This window comes from Enterococcus sp. 9E7_DIV0242 (assembly GCF_002140975.2).
In the GTDB taxonomy this organism is placed as follows: domain Bacteria; phylum Bacillota; class Bacilli; order Lactobacillales; family Enterococcaceae; genus Enterococcus_L; species Enterococcus_L clewellii.
In genome coordinates, this window is sequence record NZ_CP147247.1 from 1,984,905 (window position 1) to 2,008,388 (window position 23,484).

Annotated in this window: 23 protein-coding genes and 1 other annotated feature; of the genes, 9 read left to right on the forward strand and 14 right to left on the reverse strand. The window is 40.0% G+C overall.

The features are described 5' to 3' along the window. Window positions 1-132 precede the first annotated feature (132 nt). The 7 genes from fosX to A5888_RS09390 form a co-directional block, all read right to left on the reverse strand. Window positions 133-513, reverse strand: coding sequence for a FosX/FosE/FosI family fosfomycin resistance hydrolase (gene fosX, locus A5888_RS09360; RefSeq protein ID WP_086349962.1), 381 nt, complete (start codon window positions 511-513; stop codon window positions 133-135). A 100-nt stretch (window positions 514-613) separates the two neighbouring features. After that, on the reverse strand, window positions 614-3,127 hold the full coding sequence (leuS, locus tag A5888_RS09365) for a leucine--tRNA ligase (RefSeq protein ID WP_086349961.1): 2,514 nt from the start codon (window positions 3,125-3,127) through the stop codon (window positions 614-616). 146 nt (window positions 3,128-3,273) lie between these two features. Beyond that, window positions 3,274-3,488 (reverse strand) — a binding site (T-box leader). A 101-nt stretch (window positions 3,489-3,589) separates the two neighbouring features. After that, window positions 3,590-4,342, reverse strand: a complete 753-nt coding sequence (aroD, locus tag A5888_RS09370) for a type I 3-dehydroquinate dehydratase (protein WP_086349960.1) — start codon at window positions 4,340-4,342, stop codon at window positions 3,590-3,592. 134 nt (window positions 4,343-4,476) lie between these two features. Further along, window positions 4,477-5,679 (reverse strand): MFS transporter, encoded by a 1,203-nt coding sequence (locus A5888_RS09375; RefSeq protein ID WP_086349959.1) that lies wholly within the window; start codon window positions 5,677-5,679, stop codon window positions 4,477-4,479. Between the two features lie 11 nt (window positions 5,680-5,690). Beyond that, window positions 5,691-6,569, reverse strand: coding sequence for a shikimate dehydrogenase (locus tag A5888_RS09380; RefSeq protein WP_086349958.1), 879 nt, complete (start codon window positions 6,567-6,569; stop codon window positions 5,691-5,693). Between the two features lie 184 nt (window positions 6,570-6,753). Continuing rightward, a complete protein-coding gene (locus A5888_RS09385) occupies window positions 6,754-8,796 on the reverse strand; it encodes an NADH:flavin oxidoreductase (RefSeq protein ID WP_086349957.1) in 2,043 nt (680 codons plus the stop codon). Window positions 8,797-8,987: 191 nt separating this feature from the next. Then, entirely contained in the window at window positions 8,988-10,217 is a 1,230-nt protein-coding gene (locus A5888_RS09390; RefSeq protein WP_086350210.1) for an MFS transporter, read from the reverse strand. A 140-nt stretch (window positions 10,218-10,357) separates the two neighbouring features. Here A5888_RS09390 and A5888_RS09395 point away from each other — a divergent pair, with 140 nt between their 5' ends. Continuing rightward, window positions 10,358-11,263: a LysR family transcriptional regulator gene (locus A5888_RS09395; protein WP_086349956.1), complete on the forward strand. Its 906-nt coding sequence runs from the start codon at window positions 10,358-10,360 to the stop codon at window positions 11,261-11,263. Between the two features lie 79 nt (window positions 11,264-11,342). Here A5888_RS09395 and A5888_RS09400 read toward each other — a convergent pair whose 3' ends face one another. Next, window positions 11,343-13,415 carry a LysM peptidoglycan-binding domain-containing protein gene (locus A5888_RS09400; RefSeq protein ID WP_086349955.1) on the reverse strand — a complete coding sequence of 691 codons (2,073 nt, stop codon included), beginning with the start codon at window positions 13,413-13,415 and terminating at the stop codon, window positions 11,343-11,345. Between the two features lie 331 nt (window positions 13,416-13,746). On the opposite strand from A5888_RS09400, the gene A5888_RS09405 reads away from it, so the two are divergent. The 8 genes from A5888_RS09405 (at window position 13,747) to A5888_RS09440 (ending at window position 20,914) form a co-directional block, all read left to right on the forward strand. Next, entirely contained in the window at window positions 13,747-14,409 is a 663-nt protein-coding gene (locus tag A5888_RS09405) for a DUF1700 domain-containing protein (RefSeq protein ID WP_086349954.1), read from the forward strand. 1 nt (window position 14,410) lies between these two features. After that, entirely contained in the window at window positions 14,411-15,451 is a 1,041-nt protein-coding gene (locus tag A5888_RS09410; RefSeq protein WP_170924831.1) for a DUF4097 family beta strand repeat-containing protein, read from the forward strand. A 211-nt stretch (window positions 15,452-15,662) separates the two neighbouring features. Then, entirely contained in the window at window positions 15,663-16,328 is a 666-nt protein-coding gene (locus A5888_RS09415; protein WP_086349952.1) for a phosphatase PAP2 family protein, read from the forward strand. Further along, entirely contained in the window at window positions 16,328-17,296 is a 969-nt protein-coding gene (locus A5888_RS09420; RefSeq protein WP_086349951.1) for a TIGR01212 family radical SAM protein, read from the forward strand. The genes A5888_RS09415 and A5888_RS09420 overlap by 1 nt, the downstream gene beginning before the upstream one ends. Further along, entirely contained in the window at window positions 17,296-17,859 is a 564-nt protein-coding gene (locus A5888_RS09425; protein ID WP_086349950.1) for a tRNA (mnm(5)s(2)U34)-methyltransferase, read from the forward strand. The genes A5888_RS09420 and A5888_RS09425 overlap by 1 nt, the downstream gene beginning before the upstream one ends. Window positions 17,860-18,562: 703 nt before the next feature. Further along, complete coding sequence (locus A5888_RS09430) at window positions 18,563-19,822, forward strand: PTS sugar transporter subunit IIC (RefSeq protein WP_086349949.1); 1,260 nt, start codon at window positions 18,563-18,565, stop codon at window positions 19,820-19,822. Between the two features lie 300 nt (window positions 19,823-20,122). Next, window positions 20,123-20,470, forward strand: a complete 348-nt coding sequence (locus tag A5888_RS09435) for a hypothetical protein (protein ID WP_086349948.1) — start codon at window positions 20,123-20,125, stop codon at window positions 20,468-20,470. A 282-nt stretch (window positions 20,471-20,752) separates the two neighbouring features. Further along, window positions 20,753-20,914, forward strand: a complete 162-nt coding sequence (locus tag A5888_RS09440) for a hypothetical protein (RefSeq protein ID WP_170924830.1) — start codon at window positions 20,753-20,755, stop codon at window positions 20,912-20,914. Window positions 20,915-20,917: 3 nt separating this feature from the next. On the opposite strand, the gene A5888_RS09445 is transcribed toward A5888_RS09440, so the two are convergent. The 6 genes from A5888_RS09445 to A5888_RS09470 form a co-directional block, all read right to left on the reverse strand. Then, window positions 20,918-21,106 carry a hypothetical protein gene (locus tag A5888_RS09445; protein ID WP_422389735.1) on the reverse strand — a complete coding sequence of 63 codons (189 nt, stop codon included), beginning with the start codon at window positions 21,104-21,106 and terminating at the stop codon, window positions 20,918-20,920. Window positions 21,107-21,190: 84 nt separating this feature from the next. Beyond that, window positions 21,191-22,150 carry an N-acetylmuramoyl-L-alanine amidase gene (locus A5888_RS09450; RefSeq protein WP_086349945.1) on the reverse strand — a complete coding sequence of 320 codons (960 nt, stop codon included), beginning with the start codon at window positions 22,148-22,150 and terminating at the stop codon, window positions 21,191-21,193. Continuing rightward, window positions 22,150-22,413, reverse strand: coding sequence for a holin (locus A5888_RS09455; protein ID WP_086349944.1), 264 nt, complete (start codon window positions 22,411-22,413; stop codon window positions 22,150-22,152). Before A5888_RS09455 ends, A5888_RS09450 begins: the two co-directional genes overlap by 1 nt. Further along, window positions 22,406-22,693 carry a hypothetical protein gene (locus tag A5888_RS09460; RefSeq protein ID WP_086349943.1) on the reverse strand — a complete coding sequence of 96 codons (288 nt, stop codon included), beginning with the start codon at window positions 22,691-22,693 and terminating at the stop codon, window positions 22,406-22,408. Before A5888_RS09460 ends, A5888_RS09455 begins: the two co-directional genes overlap by 8 nt. After that, window positions 22,693-23,061 (reverse strand): hypothetical protein, encoded by a 369-nt coding sequence (locus tag A5888_RS09465; RefSeq protein WP_086349942.1) that lies wholly within the window; start codon window positions 23,059-23,061, stop codon window positions 22,693-22,695. The genes A5888_RS09460 and A5888_RS09465 overlap by 1 nt, the downstream gene beginning before the upstream one ends. Further along, window positions 23,058-23,477 (reverse strand): DUF1617 family protein, encoded by a 420-nt coding sequence (locus A5888_RS09470; RefSeq protein WP_170924829.1) that lies wholly within the window; start codon window positions 23,475-23,477, stop codon window positions 23,058-23,060. The genes A5888_RS09465 and A5888_RS09470 overlap by 4 nt, the downstream gene beginning before the upstream one ends. Window positions 23,478-23,484: the final 7 nt, after the last annotated feature.

Here is a 23,484-nt window from a genome sequence, read left to right on the forward strand (position 1 = left end):
TAGCAAAAATAAATGAAGCCAAGAAAATCGAAAACTCTATATGTTATTTTTGACATAACGACCATCACGCTTATTCACCACCCTGTTCTTTTTTTGTTATTGTATCATGAAGCAAGTCTAACTGCAATCTGCTTATTTGTTGTATCGTCTCAGGCGCTCCTCTAAAGTACCTGTGTGAAGCTCAAACAAATGGTTGTCATAATCATAAAAATAGATCGACTGTCCTTCACCCGAAACACGGCGCCGCTCATCTTTGATCGTCAAACTAAGTGTTCGAATTTTTTCAAGATAGATAGGCACTTCTGATGTCTCTATTTTGAACGCAATATGATTATAGGTTTTAGATGGCAGGCTCTCCCCCTCCATTATAGCGATCCATAGTTCTCCGATCAGAAAAAACTTTTCCTTAGCTATTGAAAAAGTATCTGTTCCACTTGAATAAACCTCTTTGGCATCAAAAATCGTTTGAAAAAAAAGGGTTGCTTTCTTTAAATCATGAACTATAAATGTCATGTGGCTTAATCCTTGCAAACGCCTCTCCTCCTCTACTTGGTCAACTGTTCCAAAAAGAAGCAGGTGGGGAATTCCACACACTGCTTCCTACTATACTTCATTAATTCGCAACGATGTTTACTAGCTTATCCGGAATAACAATCACTTTACGGATCGTCTTTCCTTCAAGGAACGGCTTCATGTGTTCTGACGCCTTTGCTGTTTCTTCAAGCTCTTCTTTGCTCAAACCACGTGCCACAGTGGCTTTATCTCTGACTTTCCCATTGACTTGGAAAACCACTTCGATTTCGTCTTCAACCAATTTACTTTCATCATAAACCGGCCAAGCTACATAAGTCAGGCTCTCTTCGTTTCCAAGAATTGCCCATAGCTCTTCACTGATATGTGGTGCAAGTGGTGCAAGCAATTGAACAAAGCCTTCAATATACTCATAAGGAAGAACCTCTGCCTTATTCGCTTCATTGACAAACACCATCAGTTGAGAGATTGCTGTATTGAAATGCAGCTGCTCATAATCCTCTGTCACTTTTTTCACAGTTTGATGATACACTTTTGTCAGCTTGTCATCATTCATTGTTGTGATACGGTCACGCATTTTTCCATCGCCATCTACAATTAAACGCCAAACACGGTCAAGGAATTTACGACTGCCTTCCAGTCCATTTTCACTCCAAGCAATGGCTGCCTCCAAAGGTCCCATAAACATTTCATACATACGCAGTGTATCTGCACCATATTTCTCAATGACATCATCAGGATTGACAACATTTTTCAACGATTTACTCATTTTTGCTGGCGCTTCTTCCAGTTGTTCACCTGTCTCGATATTTACCCAGTTGCCTTCTCGTTTTTCAACCATATTTGTTGGAACCAGTGCACCGCGGCTATCACGGAAGCTTTGTCCCAGAATCATTCCTTGGTTAAATAATTTTTGATAAGGTTCTTTTGTTGGGACCACACCGATATCATACAAGAATTTATGCCAGAAACGTGCATAAAGTAAATGCAAGACTGCATGCTCTGCCCCACCAATATAAATATCTACTGGAAGCCAACTTTTTAGTTTTTCAGGATCAGCAATCGCCTTTTTGTTATGTGGATCGATATAACGCAGGTGATACCATGAACTTCCTGCCCATTGCGGCATTGTATTCGTCTCACGGCGTCCTTTCTTACCAGTCTCCGGATCAACGACATTGATCCAGTCTTCAATGTTGGCCAATGGTGATTCGCCAGTCCCGCTTGGTTTGATATCGTCTGTTTTCGGTAGTACTAATGGTAGTTCAGCCTCTGGAACGGTGGTAGTTGTTCCATCTTCCCAATGAATCACAGGAATCGGTTCACCCCAATAGCGCTGACGTGAAAATAGCCAGTCGCGAAGACGGTAGCTAGTTTCTTTTTTCCCAACACCTTGTTCTTCCAACCATTCATTCATTTTCTTGATTGCTTCTTCCTTGTTCAATCCATCCAAGAACTCAGAATTGATGTGGGCGCCATCACCTGTATAAACAGCTTCCTCTACGTTTCCACCAGCTACCACAGGAATGATTTCCAAGCCAAATGTTTTCGCAAATTCATAATCCCGCTCATCATGCGCCGGAACAGCCATGATTGCGCCAGTTCCATAAGAAGCCAGCACATAATCGGCGATCCAAATTGGAATACGAGCACCATTGACTGGATTTATCGCATAGGCACCTGTGAAAACACCTGTTTTTTCTTTCGCAAGATCTGTACGGTTCAGCTCTGATTTTTTAGAGGCTTCGTCAATATATGCTGCTACCTGTTCACGCTGTTCCTCCGTCATGATTTCTTGGACAAGTGCTAATTCTGGAGCCATTACCGCGTAAGTAGCACCAAATAGGGTATCAGGACGAGTAGTGAAGACAGTGAACTCCTTATCTGTTCCTTCAATTTTAAACGTTACGTTCGCACCTTCAGAACGACCGATCCAGTTTTTCTGCATTTCTTTGATATTGTCTGGCCAATCTACTAGCTCCAAATCATCTAACAAACGATCTGCATATGCTGTGATCTTCAACATCCATTGACGCATTGGTTTACGGACTACGTCATAGCCACCACGTTCACTCTTACCATCGATCACTTCTTCATTTGAAATAACAGTACCCAATTCAGGTACCCAGTTTACAGCAACCTCTGCTTCATAAGCCAAGCCCTTTTCATACAGCTTTGTAAAAATCCATTGTGTCCATTTATAGTATTCCGGGTCGGTTGTATTGATTTCACGGTTCCAGTCATAACTGAAGCCCAATGAATTAATCTGACGTTTAAATGTTTCGATATTTTTCTTTGTAAAATCAGCCGGATCATTTCCTGTATCCAATGCATACTGCTCAGCAGGCAACCCGAATGCATCCCACCCCATTGGATGAAGCACATTATAGCCTTGGCTTCGTTTCATACGTGATAGAATATCTGTCGCCGTGTAGCCTTCCGGATGTCCTACGTGAAGACCTTGACCTGAAGGGTAGGGAAACATATCTAATGCATAGAATTTTTTCTTTCCAGGCTCATCATGAGTATTGAACAGATTATTCTTCGCCCAATATTTCTGCCATTTTTTTTCGATTTTCTTGTGATCGTAGTTCATGTTCTTCCTCCTGTTATCATTTATCTGCTGCCATAAAAATGAGACTTGTTTCCCGCCTAGATACACCTGACGATTTGACCTTGGTTTAACGCCAGCTTGCTGATGATCACGTGACCTCAAATAAAAAAGTCCTATGGGAAATAATCCCATAGGACGTTGTGATCAACGTGGTACCACCTAAGTTCATTCGTCTTTTAAGCAGACGAATCTCGAGCGTTTTAACAGCCGCCGCCGTCCTCACCTACTTCATTTCAGCAAAGAGCAACTTCAAGGCGAGTTCAAAAGCTTCTGTGCGCATTTTCACCAGCCATACGCTCTCTAAAACAGAGTTCTTTCTACTACTCCTCATCATCGTTGTATTCATATATGAGATTCATACTATCAAATTTCTTACGATAATTCAATCGTTTTGACGATTTTCTCTTGGAAATATCAACAAAATGAACAGCGTTTTAAAAAGAATCAATGCTTCAATGTATTTAAAATCGTCCGTAATTCTCCAACCGGAACCTGTCCAGGCGCAGAGGCTTGTGCAGCGGCACCAAATGTCGCATCTGAACCAAAGGTCTGTCCTGACACACGGCTGACCATTCCCAAAGCACCCATAGACATTGTGATCAAGGGACGATCTGCATACTTACGCTTCATTTCTTCCGTTGCGGCAAGAAGTGTCAAAACATCTGCTGGACTTTGAGGCATCACGGCAATTTTACAGATATCCGCACCTTTTTCCTGCATCATTTTTAAGCGATTGACGATTTCAGTCTGTTCAGGCGTTGCATGAAAATCATGATTACACATAACGATTTTCACGCCTTGCGCTTGAGCTTTGGCAATCAATTTTGCGGACGCTTCAGATGGCATAAACAGTTCTACATCGATCAAATCGGCACTACCTGAGGCAATCACTTCTTCATAAATCGAGAAGTATTGTGCATCCGACAGCTCTAATTCTCCGCCTTCTTTTTTTGTACGGAAAGTAACCAACAATGGTTTATTTAAACATTCTCGAAGCTGCTTAGAAAGCTCTGCCACTTTTTTCTCGTTTGTTACCTCTTCAAAAAAATCAATGCGCCATTCAATTATGTCACAATCCAGTTGAGCCAATTTCTTTGCTTCTTCTAAAATCGCTGCTTCTTTTCTTTCTACTAAAGGAACAATGATTTTGGGTACTCCCTCACCAATGACCACATCAGCAACTTTCACAGTCTTCATCCAGTTTCGCTCCCTCTTTCATTAAATCTCATATAGCGACAGGTCTTGTTTATTAGTTTATTAATCCAGACCTGTACATTTCAATTGATTATCCAATAAGTCAGGCCTCTTACACTGCTTGACGATTGAGTTTCTTAATTTGTTTCACTGGTATCTACAGTTTGACGATAGCGGATAAAAATCACTACAGCCAATACAAAGCCGATCCCTGCAATGATTGTATCAAATAACATGATGTTACGAACACTGCTTTTCGCGATTTGAGCAGCTGCCACTGGAATAACAAAGGAAGCAATACTACCAAAGGTATAAAAGATGCCCGTGATCGTCCCTTTTCCTGCTGGGAACATCTCTCCCATAACTGTCAAACCAAGCTGCATCACACCACCAGCTGCAAAGAAACCAACCAAAGCGGCACCCACAGTACAAACCAATGGCGTAGGGAACATCCACATTACCAGAATCGTCGCAAAGGAAACTAATGTGTATAACAATACCAAATACACCGGACGAATTTTTGCTGCTACGATTGCCGTGAATGCCACACACAATAACGAGCCCATTGAATAGTAAGAAACCAGGACACCTGCATCAGCCGCAGCCATTCCTGCCGCTTTTTCTCCATACGTACCGATAAATTGACTGATTAAATAAAAGGTTGCCTGTGAAATAAAGCCATAAATGACAAAAGCAACGCCTTCTACCCCCATCTTGGGTTTCGATTTGAACTTAGTGGTTGGCGCCTGCTCCGCGCCGCTGTTTGTTGCTTCTTTTTCATCTTGATCCGGAAATGAACGTTTCCATAAATAAAGGCTGTTTAATACTAGCATAGCAGAAGCAATAATAAACGACCAGCCAAACCATAAGCCGGAAGACATCAAGAATTTGATGATCAACGGTAAAGCAAACTGCCCGATTTGAACGAATGCCTTAATCAAAACATTGGCTGTTCCTGCTGTTTTAGGAAACGACTCCATCAGCGCAGGATACGTCCCAGAATCCAAGAATGAATTGGATATCCCGGCAATCACGGCGAAGAACATCGCTAGCTCGACACTTGGGCTAAATAATATTCCAAAGAAATAAGCAATATAAGTCAGCATTCCCAAATAGACAAACGGTTTTCTCCCAAACTTATCAGATAAACGCCCCGAAATCATTATGGCAATCAAACGACCGATCCCCAGCATGGAGATTACTTTGGCAATTCCCATTAGGTCGGTATCCCACTGTGTCATCAGCGCATTTTGATTCTGAGAGATAATAATAACACCCATCCCATGAACAATATAATTGATATACAACCCAATCGCTGTCGGCATATATTTGTTTTTCATTTTCATTCCCCTTAATCCTTAAATAGTAATTCTTTGATGTATTCTACCGGCATCTCTTCACCCGTGAAGAGATTGAAGGCTTCTGCTCCCTGATACAGCATCATGCCAAGGCCATTGATTGTTTTCTTTGCGCCATTCTCCTGAGCAAATTTCAACAGCTTTGTTTCTTTTGGCATATAGACCACATCGAAGACCACTAATTCTTCATGAATCATCTCAGGATCATTGATCAAGCTTTCATTTTCTAAAGGCTTCATACCCACACCGGTCGCATCGATATAAATACTGCTTTCGGCAATGGATTGTTTGAAGGCTTCTTGATCATTTAATGAAGTAACAGTCGCTTTACAGTCCGTTTTTTCATTGATTTTTTTCATCGTTTCTTTGGCTGTTTCAAATGCTGCATCTTCGATATTAAAAATCCGCAACTCTTTCACGCCATCTAATGCCGCTTGGATGGCAATTGCTGTCCCTGCTCCTCCAGCACCAGTCATCGTCACGATTTCCCCTTTGACCTCCACACCTTCTTCACGCAAAGAGCGCATTGCACCAGTTCCGTCAGTAATATGACCAACTAAATGCCCTTTTCCATCTTTATTAACAACTGTATTCACTGCACCTGCCAGCTCGGCCGCCGGTGACAGTTCATCTAAATAAGGAATAATCGCCTGTTTATTCGGCATAGATACATTGGAACCGCGAATACCTAATGCCCGAATGCCTTTCACTGCATCCTCCAGCTCTTCATTTCCGACTTCAAAAGCCAGATAAGCATAATCCATCCCCAATTTGGCAAAAGCCTCATTGTGCATCGTTGGTGACAAACTATGTCTGATCGGTGTCGCAATCAACCCAATCAATAATGTGTGTCCGCTTAATCTTTCTGTCATGCTCAGTTCCTCACTTTTATGTTTATTTTGATGGGACTGGGAAAATCGGGTAAGATGCCGCTAAAAAATTAAGGTGTTTCATAAAACTTCACGCTATATTTCTTAAAACGATTCTTCTCATCCTACTCAGAGCTGGCTTATAAAGCCAATGGACTCTGTATTTTCTCAGTCCCTATTTCCTAAATCAAGCTTCTTTCACTGTTGAAAAGACTGCTCTCTGTGTGAGATCATACTCGACTTTCTCAATCGTTTTCAGTATGTCTCTTGCCTCTTTCGTTCCTTCAATGATTCTACGGGCAACTTTACTATCACCGATGTTAACTAATGCTGCATCATTCAAGCGAGCATATTGTCTTAATTCATCCATCAATGGCGCTTCGGCTTTCATACCTAGACAAATAAATCCTAAATCAAAGAAGAGGTCTTTTGTTTCACCACTTGGCAGTTCTACTTTGAAATGATCTGCATTCACCTGCATCAGCTTAGTAGAAGTATAAACATTCACTTCATAATCTCGAACAATCTCCATCATGCTTAATTTCGTAATCAAATCCAGATCTTTCGCCAGCTCTGGCTGCATTTCAACGATACTAACGGATTTTGCTCCTCGCTCAGCATAATACTCGACCATATCGAGACCGACTGCACCACCGCCGATGACCACCACTTCTTTTCCTTCAAACTCATTGAATTTCGCCATATCTCCCAGTACATCAAAAATAGAGAAGACCTTTCTATTTTCCTCAGCTAGTACAGCATGAAGTCCGTCAATCGGTGGAAGTAATGGCTTCGCTCCACTAGCGTTAACGATAATATCCACATCTTTGCCAGCTAAATCAGCCATCGTAAACGAATGATTCAGATGAATGGTCAAATTCTCCAACTCATCACAGCGATTCTTTAGATAAGTAATAAAATCATTGATTCTATTTTTATCAGGCAACCGAGAAATTTCTTGCCCTAAGCCGCCTAAATAATCTTTTTGCTCATACAAATCAACAGTTACGCCAACCTCTGCGGCTGTTGCCGCCGCTTCAAGACCAGCTGTCCCTCCACCGATAACAACCATTTTCAGTGGCTGCTTCACTTGATGTTGCTTGTACTCATCCTCATAGTAAAGGTCTGGATTCACTGTACAGCGAATGGGACGTGATTTATTGATTCGATGATCCGCACAGCCAATATTACAAGAGATACATTTTCTTAGTAAATGCTCCTGATTGTTTTCCACTTTGTTGATCCAGTTTGGTTCTGCAATCAGCCCTCTTCCCATCGCAAGTAAATCGGCAGCTCCACTTTCTAAAATCTCAGCAGCCTTTCTAGGGCTACGGATATTTCCAGAGGTTACAATTACCTTTTCCGGATATCGTTCCTTCACAGCCTTAGCCATATAAGAACGCCAACCGTCTTCTAAATTCATTTTATCGATTTGATACTGTAAATTATCATTTAATGCAGCAGATACATTCAAAATATCGACTTCTTCAGCAAAATATTTCAAAATGTCGATCGAATCATCTAATGTATTTCCACCAGCCAATAATTCATCCGCGCTAAACCTCAATGAAATTGGGAAAAAAGGTCCTACTGCTTGACGAACAGCTTCTATAACAAGCGTAGTGAAACGTGCTCGATTCTCTGCTGAACCACCAAACTGATCGGTTCTTTTATTGTATAAAGGCGATAAAAACTGACTCAATAGATAGGAATGACCTGCATGGATTTCCACACAGTCAAAGCCAGCTCGCTGTGCTCGAGCCGCCGCTTCGCCATAACGAGCTACGATGCTGTATATTTCATCTTCTGTTAAGGGCCTTGGTGATGGATTACCGGTTTTACTGGGTATATCAGATGCAGAAACTGCTTGCTGACCATTCAAGCGCAACCCATATGCTGAAGCTCCTGCATGGTTAATTTGAACAGATGTTGCTGCTCCATAGGCATGCATTGTTTCGTTAAATTTCCACAGTCCCGGAATATATTGGTCATTATCGATCCTAAGCTGAGATGTTCCATTAGTACCCATTGGATAATCAAAGCAGACGTTCTCCAGAGTAATCAACCCCGTTCCGCCTTTCGCTCTTTGTTCATAATAGGATAGATGTTCTTTATTGAAGGTTCCGTCCATATTGGCAAAATTTGTTCCCATTGGTGGCATAATCACTCTATTTTTCAGCGTCATACGTCTGATGGTCAATGGTTCAAAAATCGCTTGATAGTTATTCATGATTATCCTTCTTTCCTCAAATTAATAATTTCACAATCTAGTCATGTATAGTTTAAATCATTCGTTCAATAAAAACTAATACTTTATTTAAGGATATTCGATAAATATGGTTTATCAATAAGAGAGAGATAACAAAACCAACATTCAAAAAAAGCATTCCAGAAGCAGATAGCTACCAGAATACTTTTTATTTACTCATCCAACTGTAATACATGAGGTCCCTTTATCATCGTTTTATACCGAACCGCTATAATGATTGCTGCGCCAAAGCCAATAAATGTCAAAACCGCATTATATAAGAAGACAGTTCGAATATCAGACTCAGCCATGATCCCAGTTATATAAGGAGTAATCATCACTGAAATAGATGTCGCTAACGAATACAAACTAGTGATACGCCCTTTTCTTTGAGGGAAAAATTCTAAAATCAGTGCCAAACCCAACTGCCAGATACCTCCCGCTGCAAAGATTCCCACACAAAGCGAAGCAATAACCAATCCAATGAATGATGGTTGCAAAATCATGTAGATCAACGAGATGGCGGTAACGCCTGTACAAACAACCATCAAACTAGTAACACTGGCGCCCTTCTTGACGATCATTGACGTTAAAAATACAGAGATAAATGACCCTACACTGAAAACACTCACAAAAATCAGACTATCCTGCTGGCTGACAATATTCATCTGTTCACCAAATGTAGGAATCCATAAAATGAAGATATTGAACATCGATACAGAGACAAACGAAAAGACAAGCAGCGCAATCCCATCAATCTTGAATTTTACGCCTTCCGGTCCTTTGATCTCTGTTTCTACATCCTCGTCCTTGACTGTGGTCAATGGTGGAAACGGCTGCTTTCGTAAGAATAATAAGCTGCCAAATAAGCAAACTATACATAGAATAAATGGCCAGCCAAAGTACAGATTCTCCGTAATAATAATCCTCGTCAGAAAAGGTAGAATGAACTGCCCTAATGAAATAAAGGCTTTATTCAGTACGCTAAGTGAGCTATTGTCTTTCTCGCTTGGATAAGCTTCGACCAATGTCGGATATGTACTCGTATCTAAAAAGGCATTGCTGAAACCGCCAAACATTGCTACCACTGCTGCCATTTTGTAATTGGGGCTCAAAAGAATGCCTGAAAAAAATACAAAATAAGAAACAATCGCAATCAGCACCGTTTTCTTTCTTCCGTATTTATCGGAAAAATAGCCGGAAAAATAAAGGCTGACGATCCGCCCAAATCCAATGGCACTCATGACCAATGTCACTTGTGTTGTTGACGCCTGCCATTGCATTTTCAAGGCGTCCATGTTTTGAGATAGAATAATTGCTGCCATTCCTTGAAAAATATAATTAAAATAAAGACTGCAAATCAATGGGAAATAACGATTCTTTTTGCCTGCTCCCTTTGACATTGTGATGTTTTTCACTTTATTACCTACTTTCAGATGCTGTAGCTTTTACACTAGGATACCTGATTCGATTCAGAAATACCAATGCTTTTTTTATCTCTATATGATAAAATTCATTTATCATTTCAAAGGAGAAGATAACGATGAATTTTCGACACCTTGAATATTTTGTTAAATTAGCTGAAAACGAGCATATGAGACTCACTGCTGAGCAATTGAACACCTCGCAGCCTAATTTGAGTCATGCCATTTCTGTTTTAGAAAAAGAGCTAGGGGTGGCACTATTTGAAAAAAAAGGACGAAACATTTATTTAACAAGATACGGTAAAATATTCTATGATTATGTATCATCCGGCCTTCACCAACTTTATTCCGGTAAACAAATGCTGCAGGAAATTGCCAGTCCGGAAATCGGGCAGATTCAATTGGGGTTCATTTATACCATGGGCTCATCCCTAACACCGATATTAGCAAAGCAATTTTTATCAGTAAAAGAGAATGAACATATCCAGTTTCGCTTTTCTCAAGGGAATTCCAGTGATATCCTTCAACAACTAAAATCTGATGCAATCGACATCGCCATTTGCTCTAAAATTGATGAGGACCCTGAGATTCACTTCGACATTTTAGCAGAGCAAGAAATCGTTGTCGTCGTCCCAAATGATCACGTGTTAAGCAAACAAAATAAGGTTACACTGAAAGCTCTTGCTGAGTATGCCTTTGTCTACTACAACAAGCAAAGCGGGCTCCGACCATACATAGATGAGATTCTTCATAAGCAAAATATTCAACCAGTCGTTACCTGTGAAGTCGAGGAAGATCACAGTATGCTAGGCTTTGTCGGCTGTAATTACGGCGTTGCAATCATGCCGGATATCCCCTCGATCTCTGCTTATCCGGTAAAACGATTGATGATTTCTGATAAAATTCCTTCCCGCTATATCTACCTCGCTACTAAAAAGAGCAAAAAGAAAACACCTGCCGTACAAAAGTTTTACGACTATTGTATAGAAAAAAGCTTGACTATAAAAACAGATAGATTTAGTTGAAGAGGGACCATAGACAACTCAAAAGAGAACTGATACGGCATTGTTTCAATCGTATCAGTTCTCTTTCTATAGTAATAGCTTACGCAACCTTCAGCTGTTGCCCAATATAAATGACATCACCTGAAAGACTATTCAAGCGTTGTAATTGTTGAATCGATGTTGAATACTGAATCGCCAATCCCCAGAGTGTATCTCCACTCTTCACGGTATGCGTCTTGCCATTGCCGGTGTTTGTTGTACCGCCTGAGCTTGAGCTCCCCCCTGTATTACTACTTGAAGAACCGCTACCTTTTTTCACAATTAAACGTTGGCCTGGATGAATGATATCACCACTGATATTATTCCAGCTACGCAGATTCGCGATACTCACACCATTCGCGCTTGATATCGCCCACAAACTATCTCCGGATTTTACGGTATAGTACGTATCTGTCGTACTCGTTGATCCTCCAGTGTTACCACCAGACGATGAGCCGCCCGTATTGCCTCCCGTGCTGCCACCTGATGAGCCGCTGCCTTTTTTCACGATCAGGCGTTGGCCTGGATAAATGATATCGCCGCTGATATTATTCCAGCTGCGCAGATTCGCGATACTCACACCATTCGCACTTGATATCGCCCACAAGCTGTCCCCGGATTTTACGGTATAGTACGTATCTGTCGTACTCGTTGATCCTCCAGTGTTACCACCAGACGATGAACCGCCTGTATTGCCTCCCGTGCTGCCACCTGATGAACCACTGCCTTTTTTCACGATCAGGCGTTGGCCAGGATAAATGATATCGCCACTGATATTATTCCAGCTACGCAGATTCGCGATACTCACACCATTCGCGCTTGATATCGCCCACAAGCTGTCTCCGGATTTTACGGTATAGTACGTATCTGTCGTACTCGTTGATCCTCCAGTGTTACCACCAGACGATGAACCGCCTGTATTGCCTCCCGTACTGCCACCTGATGAACCACTGCCTTTTTTCACAATCAGCTTTTGACCAATGTAAATTGTATCACTAGACAGATTATTCCAACCTTTGATAGAGGCAATTGTTGTACCATATCTGCTTGCCAATGCCCATAAGCTATCACCGGAAGCAACTGTATGAATCGTGTCATTCGCGTTGCTTCCTGTATTACCGCCTGTACTTCCGCCTTCATTTCCACCCGTATTGCCACCTGTATTTCCCCCAGTTGATGGTGTATCGTACTGAGTTAAATTATTCGCAGCAATCAAAGAGTTTAATTTTGCCCCATAGCTTGGATCTGTTGCATATCGGCCAGTCAACCAAGCCGTTGCATCCATATAAGAGTTCGTATTGCTTTTCCACGTTCCTGAATAAAAGTAGACACCCGATTGGAAAGAGGTATTTCTCAGTACATAGGCATTATCATAGAATGATTCCGTATAAGACGGATATTTACGAAAAGCCGCATTAACAATGACATCCTGCCCGTTGATCACTTCCCAAGTATTCATATAGACACTTTGCCCATTATACGCACCTTTGATACCAAATAAGTTGTAATTTGGTGCTTGAGATAACGTACTGGCACCTGAACCACTTTCCAGAATCGCCTGAGCAATCATGACAGAAGCATACAGATCATTCGCAGCCGCAACAGTTTGCGCCTGACCGGCAATACTGGCAATAAACGATGAAGTACTAACAGCACTTCTTGCGGATGCAGCAAACGAGCTAATTCCGGCGAGAGAATCAATTGTTGTTGAGTCTTCTTCTGAAATAGCCGGCTCTTCCGAATTTTCCTCAGAAGACTCAACCGTAGGAACCTCCAGATTACTTTCTTCTGTGCTTCCTTCTACTTCAGAAGAATCAATTGTTTCTTCTGTTTGACTGGTTTCTTCTGTCTGAGTAGACTCTTCAGTCGTAGCTGTTCCTTCATTGCTACTTTCCTGTATGTTGGCTAACCCATCTTGCATTTGTTCCGTATATGTACCAACAGATGGGGTGATTTCTGCGCTGTTTGCGCCATCTTCGGTTGCCTCAACAAGGAGTGGTCCCACCACAGTTGAACCGGCGATGGATGAAACAGCTAAAGCTGAACTAAATACAGTAGTGCCCTTTTTCAAGTGTAGAGAAGCTTTCTGATATTGTTCCGCTTTCCTTCTTTCTTTACGTGATCGCTTTTCCATTATTAAGTCCTCCGTATGTTAATAAAAGCATGAAAATCTTCAATAATTAGTATACCTCTTTTCAATATAAATTTAAAGTTATATCACAACAAAACGATTCTTATTAATTTCCCATATCTTTAACATTTAAAAACAAAATTTTGTCCATTTGTTCTTTGACTTTCTTCTATTTTCCTTTCATTTCTGATCATAAAACGCTTCTCAGACTTTAGACTGATTTCCCTCTTTACCTTAGACCGATTTTGCTTAAAACCTCTTGTTATTCCGGCAATAAAAATTTATAGTGTACATGAGAGAAAGATAATAGTAAGAATAGAAATGAGGGAAAAAAATGAATAAAGAGCACTTTTTAATTGAACTTAAAATATACTTAAAACCCCTTTCCTATCAACAACAAGCTGCCATTTTGGATAAATACGAAGAAATCTTCGATGATCGTGTAGCAGCAGGAGAGTCAGAAGAACAGGTAGCAAAAAGCTTAGGCAAACCACGTACGATCGCAGAAGAAATTCTTCAGGAATTCGATATCGATGTTCCAGAAAAACGTCTGACCAAAGATGGTTGGCAAGAGATTTCTTCATCTCAGACATACGATGACTATAATCAACCTGAAAACGAGCACCCTTATGATTATTATGATGAGGACCCTTACTACAAGAATAGACCGCAAAATCCAAGGTTTAGAGCACTAAAAATCTGTGCATTATTGGCTTTTGATTTTCTATTTATGTTCTGGATGTTTTTCGCCTTTGCAGCGGTTGTATTTTCACTTTGGCTAGCAGCTGTCATTCTTGTCTTGTCTCCAATTTTAGGTACTTACTCACTAATTATCGGTTTCAACGATGCAGGGTTATTCCAACTGTTCTTTAGTATTTTCCTTTGCGGAGCAGGAATTATCGGCACAATGATTTTACTGCCATTGACTAAACTATTCTTTTCATCATTAAAACGTTACATCGCTTGGCATGGTGTTGTGTTCGGGGGGAGAGCTTAAAATGAAAAAAACGACTATTTTCTTCTTGCTTACTGGTATATTAACAATGGCTGTTGGAGGAATCGGCAGTGCCATTTTCTATCAACGAGCACAGACCACCATGATAGAACATATAAATGACAGCTATACTATCAAAAATAAGGACAAAATCAAAACGCTTAATTTGAAGCTTTCAGGTAATGCTGATTATGTTATTCAAGGCACCACTGACAGTGATGTCTCAATGGAAGCACGAAGCAGTGTGACGGAACCCTTAAAAGGCTCTCTCGATGTTGAAGAGTCCGGCGACACGCTAACGGTTTCTGTCAACGGGAAACAAAGCAATGGGACCTTTGATAATTTTCGATTTGGGTTCCACATAGAGAGTTCTCAGATTGTGTTGACAGTTCCTAACGATATCGATATTATAAACATTAGTGATGATGCATCTAGCTATATTGATTTATCCAACTTTTCAAACAAAGAAATTTCGATGAAACTAAAAAATTCTGACGTCTCTGCAAGCTCACTGGCTTCCGAAAAAGTGAAGATTACTGGTAAAAGCAGTGATATCAACTTCTGGGGCGATTCAAAAATCGATGAGTTGACAATAGAAACAGAACATGGTCAGATTGATTTGAACAACTTTGTTGGTAGCAGCGTTGATTTATCAACCTCTTCTGGAGATATTTATCTTTCTGAAGTAAAAAGTACAACAACAAATATAACTTCAAAAAATGGTGAGATTTCTTTATATAATCTACGCGGCGAAGCTGATGTTTCCGGTAATAACGGATCGATTTATCTTTACGGAGAAGAATTCCCAGATAAGCTGAATGCAACAATGGAGCATGGAGATATTGAACTTTCCCTTTATGGAGAAATCAAAAATCTAGCTATCGATATTGACACAGACCTTGGCGATAAAGAGATTTTCGGTGAAGAAAGAAGCTCTTATACTATAGGTAGTGGAAAAAATGAGTTCAATTTAAAAACAAAAACTGGTGATATTAATGTCTACGGCGATTACTATTACGACGAAGAATACACGGATGAAGACTAGGATCACATAATCATGAATTTTGGGAAGGTTGGGATAAATATATCTCAGCCTTTTTGATTTTAAAAAAAAATTTTGAGCCCACTTTCTACATCGGTGTTTCATTAACATTTTATTAAACGGCAAGTAATCCAGTATTTCAAATCCTCCACATGAGGTATACTTGTAAAGATATGCAAAAAAAGCAGAATTTTTTTCGAAAGGACACATCTTAATGAAACATAAAACAACTTATCAATTAACAGGAAGCGCCTTTCTTCTGGTATTTATCCTCTTAGGAACGATTGTCAAATTCTCACCTGAACGTCTAAACGGTTTCGATCAGACACTCACAGCCTTGATTCGGACACCTTATCCTGCACTCAATCAGCTTTTCATCGGATATACAAAGCTTGCGAATCCTATGACAGTTGCGGTTATTGCAGTTATCATAGGCTGTCTTTTGGCTTTGAAAAAGCATTACATAGAAGCTGGCTGGTTATTGATCAATACAGGCTTTGCAGCAGGTATTTTGAATTCACTTATCAAGCTTGTTTTTATGCGAGAACGGCCAACATTGGAACATTTGGTTGTTGAACATAGCTATAGCTTTCCAAGCGGTCACTCTACAGGTAGTATGTTGCTTTATGGTACAATTATTATGCTGTTGCCGCTATTTATTAAGAAAAAATCAATCTGTCGCTCATTGCAGCTTTTGCTGGGGATCGGCATTCTGTTTATTGGTATCAGTAGGATTTATCTTGGTGTACATTTCCCAAGCGACATACTTGGCGGGTTCAGCTTTGGCCTGTCGTGGCTTCTTCTTACCTATCCGCTCTATCAAAAAGCACGGGGCAATTGGCAGACTAAATACAAACAAACGAAGAAAGAAGAATCTTAATGAAGACATTTACTTATACAGACGATTCAGCGAAACGTTACCATTCATGGAACTATGCGCTTCGCCAGCAATTTGGTGGAAAAATTTTTAAAGTTCCGGTTGATGGTGGCTTCGACTGTCCCAACCGAGATGGAACTGTAGCAAAAGGCGGTTGTACTTTCTGTAGCGTCTCTGGTTCCGGGGACATGATTGTTGCGCCTCACGATCCATTACCTGTTCAATTTCAAAAAGAAATACAGATGATGCATGGGAAATGGCCCAATGTAGAACAATACATCGTCTACTTCCAAAACTTTACAAATACACATGCACCTGTAGAAGTCATTCGTCATCGCTTTGAACAGGTCGTTAACGAAAAAGGTGTTGTCGGTCTGGCAATCGGAACCAGACCAGATTGTCTACCAGACGAAGTGGTAGAATATCTTGCAGAGTTGAATGAACGTTATTATCTATGGGTCGAGCTAGGTCTGCAAACAACCTATGAAGACACCAGCTCCGCAATCAATCGCGCCCATGATTATCAGACTTACCTTGATGGAGTCGCAAAGCTTAGAAAGCACAATATTCGCGTCTGTACCCATCTAATCAACGGCTTACCAGGAGAAAGCATAGAGATGATGCGGGAAAACGTGCGCAGAACCATTCTTGATTCTGACATTCAAGGAATCAAGCTGCACTTGCTCCATCTTATGACGAACACAAAAATGATGAGAGATTACAATGAAGGGCGTCTACAATTGATGACCCGCGAAGATTATGTCACTGTCATTTGTGACCAATTGGAAATGATTCCACCAGAAATCATCATCCATCGTCTAACCGGCGATGCCCCCTATGACTCACTAATAGGACCTATGTGGAGTTTGAAGAAATGGGAAGTCCTGAATGCCATTGATAACGAGTTGAAAAGGCGTGACAGTTATCAAGGAAAATATAATGTTCGTTTAGGTAAGAAGGTGCTTGTGTAATGCTGCAAACAGCACTTCATTTTAGCCATACACTCCTAAAAGAAATTATTCAGCCTAATGACCATGTGATTGATGCGACGATGGGCAACGGAAATGATACGGCTTTTCTAGCAGAGCTTGTTGGAAAAAACGGAAAAGTTTATGCGTTTGATGTTCAAGAGATTGCCCTTCATAACACAGAAAAACGGCTACAAGAAAATGAGTTATCCACTCAAGCAATTCTTTTTCACCAAGGCCACGAATCGATTGGAGAAGTAATTGCAGATGATATCCCTATAAAAGCAGCCGTGTTTAACCTTGGCTACCTACCAAAAAGCGATAAAGAAATCATTACGCTACCCAATACCACTAAAATAGCCATCGAAGCTATTCTTGATCGCTTAGTTTCGAAGGGACGGATCATATTAGTCGTCTATTATGGGCATAAAGGCGGTGAGCAGGAGTTGGCAATGGTCAGTGAATTCTGTCAAACACTCCCTCAAAAAGAGTACAATGTACTCAGCTATCAGTTTATCAATCAGGCCAATCAGCCTCCGATTCTATATTGCATTGAAAAGAAATAGAATGTACACATAGCTAAATGTTTTTTTACGAAAGAGCAATGAATTCTTCTTGGTGGATTCATCGCTCTTTTTATATGTCTGCTAAAGAATTTTACTTTTACAAAATTCCTTATACACATTTTAGTTTCATCTGAGTCTAAAAATTTAAAAACCTATGCACTAGTGATCATGCTAGCGATCAGCAAAAGTATGTTTAACAGGAAAAGAATGGATGCTCTATTTATACAATCTAATTCTCAATTGTATTTTGTAGTATCCACTTAAACGTCTTCTTCTCTTTGCAGACAGAAAAAATCTTTCGAATATTTTCTAATGATAATCACAAAATTATTTCTCTATTTTCAGCTCAGTTTATTGATTAGTCATGTCAGAAAAGCAAAAGTTTGGGCAAAAACTAGTAAAATAATGATTTTTACCTAAAACAAGTTATTCATCTTTTGAACTAATATAATCTCATCTTTTCTGCTGAAAAACATAATAAACCAACACCCCTTTTCCAGTTTCTCCCTCTAACCGAGTCCTTCTTATCTAAAAATGAACACAATAATTTTATGAATTTTCTGTCAATTTATCTTTTCTATCATTATTTTTTAATCATTTTGATAAATCAATCATTTAATCTTCGTAACTCTTTCATTATAAAAATTGTTAGACTATAATTAAAACGGATGAAATAATCCAATAAAAATTAGGAGGGACAATTATGAATAAGTTTGTGGAGTTTATGGAAAAACGCTTCATACCTGTTGCATCAAAAATTGGTGCACAACGTCATTTGGTTGCGATTCGTGATTCATTCATGGTCAGTATGCCATTGATGATTCTGGGTGCCTTAGCAGTTATGATCAATAACTTGCCAATTCCCGGATTCCAAGAACTGATGAATTCTATTTTCGGCGGAGAAGCTTGGAAAGGATTCGGTGGTGCTGCCTGGAACGGAACGTTTGCTATTCTTTCTGTACTGATTGCATTTTTACTCGCTTATAATTTAGCAAACCATTACCGTAAAGACGGCGCTGCAGCCGGTGTTATTTCCTTAGGTTCATTCTTCGCATTAGGTGGAGCTTTAGGAATGAGCTCAACTGGATTGTTTATTGCAATCATTGTAGGAATCATCTCAACTGAAATTTATGTTCGTTTAGCTGACAATCCAAAATTGATTATCAAAATGCCGGAGGGTGTACCACCTGCAGTAGCAAAAGCCTTTGCTTCTCTACTACCTGCAATGATCACGATTTCACTGTTTGCGTTAGTTGCTGCGATCTTCGCAGGATTTGGCGTACCTGATATCGTTGGTGCATTCTACACATTGGTTCAAGAACCTTTCATGGGCTTGGCCAACTCTTATCCATCTGCACTATTGTTGGCATTTATTGCACCATTCCTATGGTTCTTCGGTTTGCACGGCGCAAACATGATCGATCCATTGATGCAAACAATCAATGCTCCAGCAATTGAAGCTAACGTAAAGGCGATCTCAGCTGGTGATCCCGCACCCTTCATCGTTAACAAACCGTTCTTTGACAGCTTTGTTAACTTAGGAGGAACAGGAGCTACAATCGGTCTTTTGATTGCAGTTTACTTAGTTGGACGTAAGAGCAAAGCCAACATGGTTATTGCTAACCTGTCTATCGGACCTGGGATCTTCAATATCAATGAACCAGTATTGTTCGGTTTACCAATCGTACTAAATCCGATTATGTTCATCCCGTTCATTCTGACACCAATGGTTCTGGTATCTGTTGCTTACTTTGCAACTAGCATGGGCTTAGTACCAGTAGCAACTGTTATGCCACCATGGGTAACACCGCCAATCATCGGTGGCGTACTAGCTACAAGCAGCATTGCTGGAGGCGTTCTTGCAGCAGTCAATGTGGTTATTTCTGTCCTTATCTATGTACCTTTCGTCAAAATTTCTGTTATGCAGGAAGAAAAACGAGCAACGACAGAAGAACAAGCATAGCAAAAAAATCCTCGCTCTGAAAAGGGCGAGGATTTTTTTATTCTAATACAAACTGATTGTCAATTCATCATCAGTTGACATACCTTAGATAGCCAAAAGAGGCATTAAATAGCCCTTTATATCAGCATTTATGTTTATTGTATGTCAATCGAATATCAATCATTTTTCTATTATGATTCTTTTTTTGCCCCTTTTTTGCCCCTTTTCAAAGTTCAATATCACATTTTCTTATCATATCGTCGCCCCTTTAATTCTCGACAAAGAGAACTAATGTTCGTATAATGTTTTTGAGGTGATTATATGAGATATGTAAAAACTGTTCATCTCAAAGAAAAGACAACAGCTTATACTTATTTCTATAGAATGAAAGTTCAACCATTCAGACGGCTATCAGCGGATCAATTCAAAATCGATGATACTTACTATCAAATCTGGACTTTCAACTCTAGAACTGAAAGGAACTACATTGCTGCTTTTCCTGTCACTCATGCTGATCACTTTCATATTTTCGAGCTAGCGCTTGAGGAAACAGGACACACACAATTCAAAAAAGAAAGTAAGCTATCAGACTTTTCAACTAAAAAAATTATGCGCTATAGCGATCTAAGAGAAGAGATATTTAGGAAGGAAGGTATTTCGTATGAATAAAAGAGCCTGCACCGGAATAGCAGATAAAATCAGACTCGTTTCTGCTTTTCCTAATATGTTAGTCAGATTTACATTGCACACTCGAACAGAAGACATCAATTGCTTTGTCGCAAAACGTGACTTAGCAAACCTAGTAATGTTCTTGGATGATAATACTTTCGAACTGTCTGTATTCGGTCATTACAACAATAGAAATCAATTAATCATCGAGAAATTCGCTGTAAGGAATCCAAATTCGTTCATCAGGGAATTTGTGAGTAAGCCTCTCAAGGCGATTGCTCAATGAATCTGATAGATGAATACGAGGCTCATTTAATCAGTTATGAGGAGTTTCAACATCATTTGTGGGGATCTGGGCAACAGCTGATAAACGCGGTGGGTCTTGATAAATTTATCTTCTATCTAAATGCTGCAGAAAATGAATATTATAAAGAAGAGGACTAGCTTTTAGCTGTCCTCTTTCGCATATCTATAAGTAACATGACCTCCATGTGTTGCCTCTCCAACAATGCTCGTCCTATCTTCCCTCTTCGTCCAAGCTTCTCTAAATAGAAAGAATTCATCGTTTGATACTTTTAGCTCGTCGATCTCCCCAGACGCAAGCTGTTCTAACAGTTCCTCGAATTTGTTTACCACTTTTACCACTCCAATCTAGATGATTATACTACAATAGGGCAAAAAAATAAGCCGGTCTCTTTTACAGAGACCGAACTTTCCTTGCTATTGAATTTTCAAGAACCACTCACTAAAGTGGATATCAGAATGGCCACCGGCAGTATTACCAGATGCATCGTTGGTGCAACGTGCCATTACATAGACTGTCTTTCCTTTAAATCTATTAATGTCAAAGTGAACATCAAATCCAGCTTTACCATTTTTAGTCACATCTGGGCGATTTACTCCTGGGGCTTTAACTCTTGCAAGTTCACGTTTAGTATTTTTGTCCATGATAAAAATGAACTCATACTTGTAATTTCCAGTATGCCATCCTGCCACATACAATTTTCCTTTCGGTTTCTCACCAAAACGATCGAGATGTGCTTTTGATTTGCTTCCATCTATTTTTACTGGATTTCCGGCACCCGATACTGTTCCATCTACAGGTGCTTTGTTCACATTGTTATTTCCATTATTCACAGTTGCTAGACTACCTGACAACCTGAATCCCTCTGCAATTCCATCACAGATAGCTTGAGCGATTGCCTGTTTGTTCGCTTTATATTTTGCTGCATCAGAAGCATTTGAAACAAAGCAGACTTCAAGCAAAGCACTACTCATCCCCATATTTTTAGCCGTTTGAATAACTGTAAAATTGGTTCTCTTAACACCTCTGTTCGTAAAGAATTTACTCAGTTTCTCCATCACTTTCTGCTCGACTGCAACAGAGTTTTCAGAGGTTGTCACATAAATTTCAGTACCATGTGCAGAAATATTCTCAACGGAGTTAAAGTGTACTTCAAATACATAATCATAACTACGCGCAAAAGGGATCGAACCACTTTGGATATTCGCAAAAGCATTGATAGATTGATTTAATACAGTAACATCTGCCCCTTTGGCTTTTAAAAGAGGTGCTAGCCGATTAACAACATCTCTCGTTTCAGTTGCTTCTACAAGTCCGTTCCCTCTAGTCCCTGGATCGCCTTGACCATGCCCCGAAATCAGTAAAATTTTAACCATTATTTCTCATCCTTTCTAAATGCACTAACCCCTAAATCGTAGAAACCTCCGGCAGACAACCCTGCAACCAAACCACCCCAGATGAAGATAATTAGCTCATCAGGAGCGAATGATAAGCTCCATCCGATACCTACTGCTAACCCTGTCAGTAAATTAATTAGAGGCAACCATTTGCTTTCCACACCTATCATTCTCTTAATGAACTCTGTAAATGCCAAAACAAAAACAGCGATCGTCGTCGCTGCAATCAAAATATTATCCATTTTCTGTTTCTCCCTTCAATTCCTTGTTTTCTGTTTCAAGTCGTTTGATCTCTTTTCTCAGTTCAGCGATTAGTTCATCTTTCGCATTCAGTTTCCTTTCAAGCTCGGCAATCTTTTTATTTTGCTTATCGACTTTATCATCGAACTCTTTCATAGCCTTCTCGACATAAGGTAGATACACTTGATCTATTTCGGAACGACTCGTTCTTTTGGTACCCATATAGGTAAACATCGCTGTGATTATCGTAGCGATAACCGTAGGTGTGATCCAGTTTTCCATCACTCAAACACCTCGTATCTCGCGGCTAGATAAATAGCAGCGTTATAGCCTAAAAAGAGTGCCCACGATAGATTAGGCACTCCTGAAACTTCATTTATAATTAGAATTGCTGTATATGCTGACCAAATCGCATTCATACTCACAAGCGACCATTTCTGCAGTTGAGATTTCTTTTTGACTAAAGAACAAATCAATAATAATCCTATCAGGATTGCTACTGAATAAAACGGCCAGCTATTTACAAAATCTAAGTGTTTGAAGCCTCTGACCTCGTTTGTGTAATTCAGTTTTCCGTGATGGAAAGCAAGCCACAACCCGATTGCCAATGACTGAACAGCTACTAAGTAACTCATAGCATTCTTTCTCATAATTTAGCGCCTTCTCGCTCAAGTTCGTCCAATAAGCGATCATACATTTCTGCATCGCTGCCAGACAACTCACTATCATAGTTTTCTAAGGCTTCTTGCAGACGTTGTACATGTTCTTGATATTCAGTAGTAACGATAGTAACTGTCTCATTGAGGAGGTCTATGCGCTCCCTTGCCACTTCGAGACTATTTTCTTCTGATAGACTAAATGTATTACTATCAATCATTATTGGTTGTCCAGATTCGTTTTTCTCTGAATAATGTTCAAGCAGTGTTCGCTCATCATTTTGAAGTTCCTCTAATTTTTTTGATAAGAGGATGATAATTTTTGAACGCGCTCGTGATGCTTTCGCTTTCAGTTCTATTTTTTGTAAAAAGTTAATCGCTGGGATTATTTCTTCATTCTTAAAATTCATAATATTC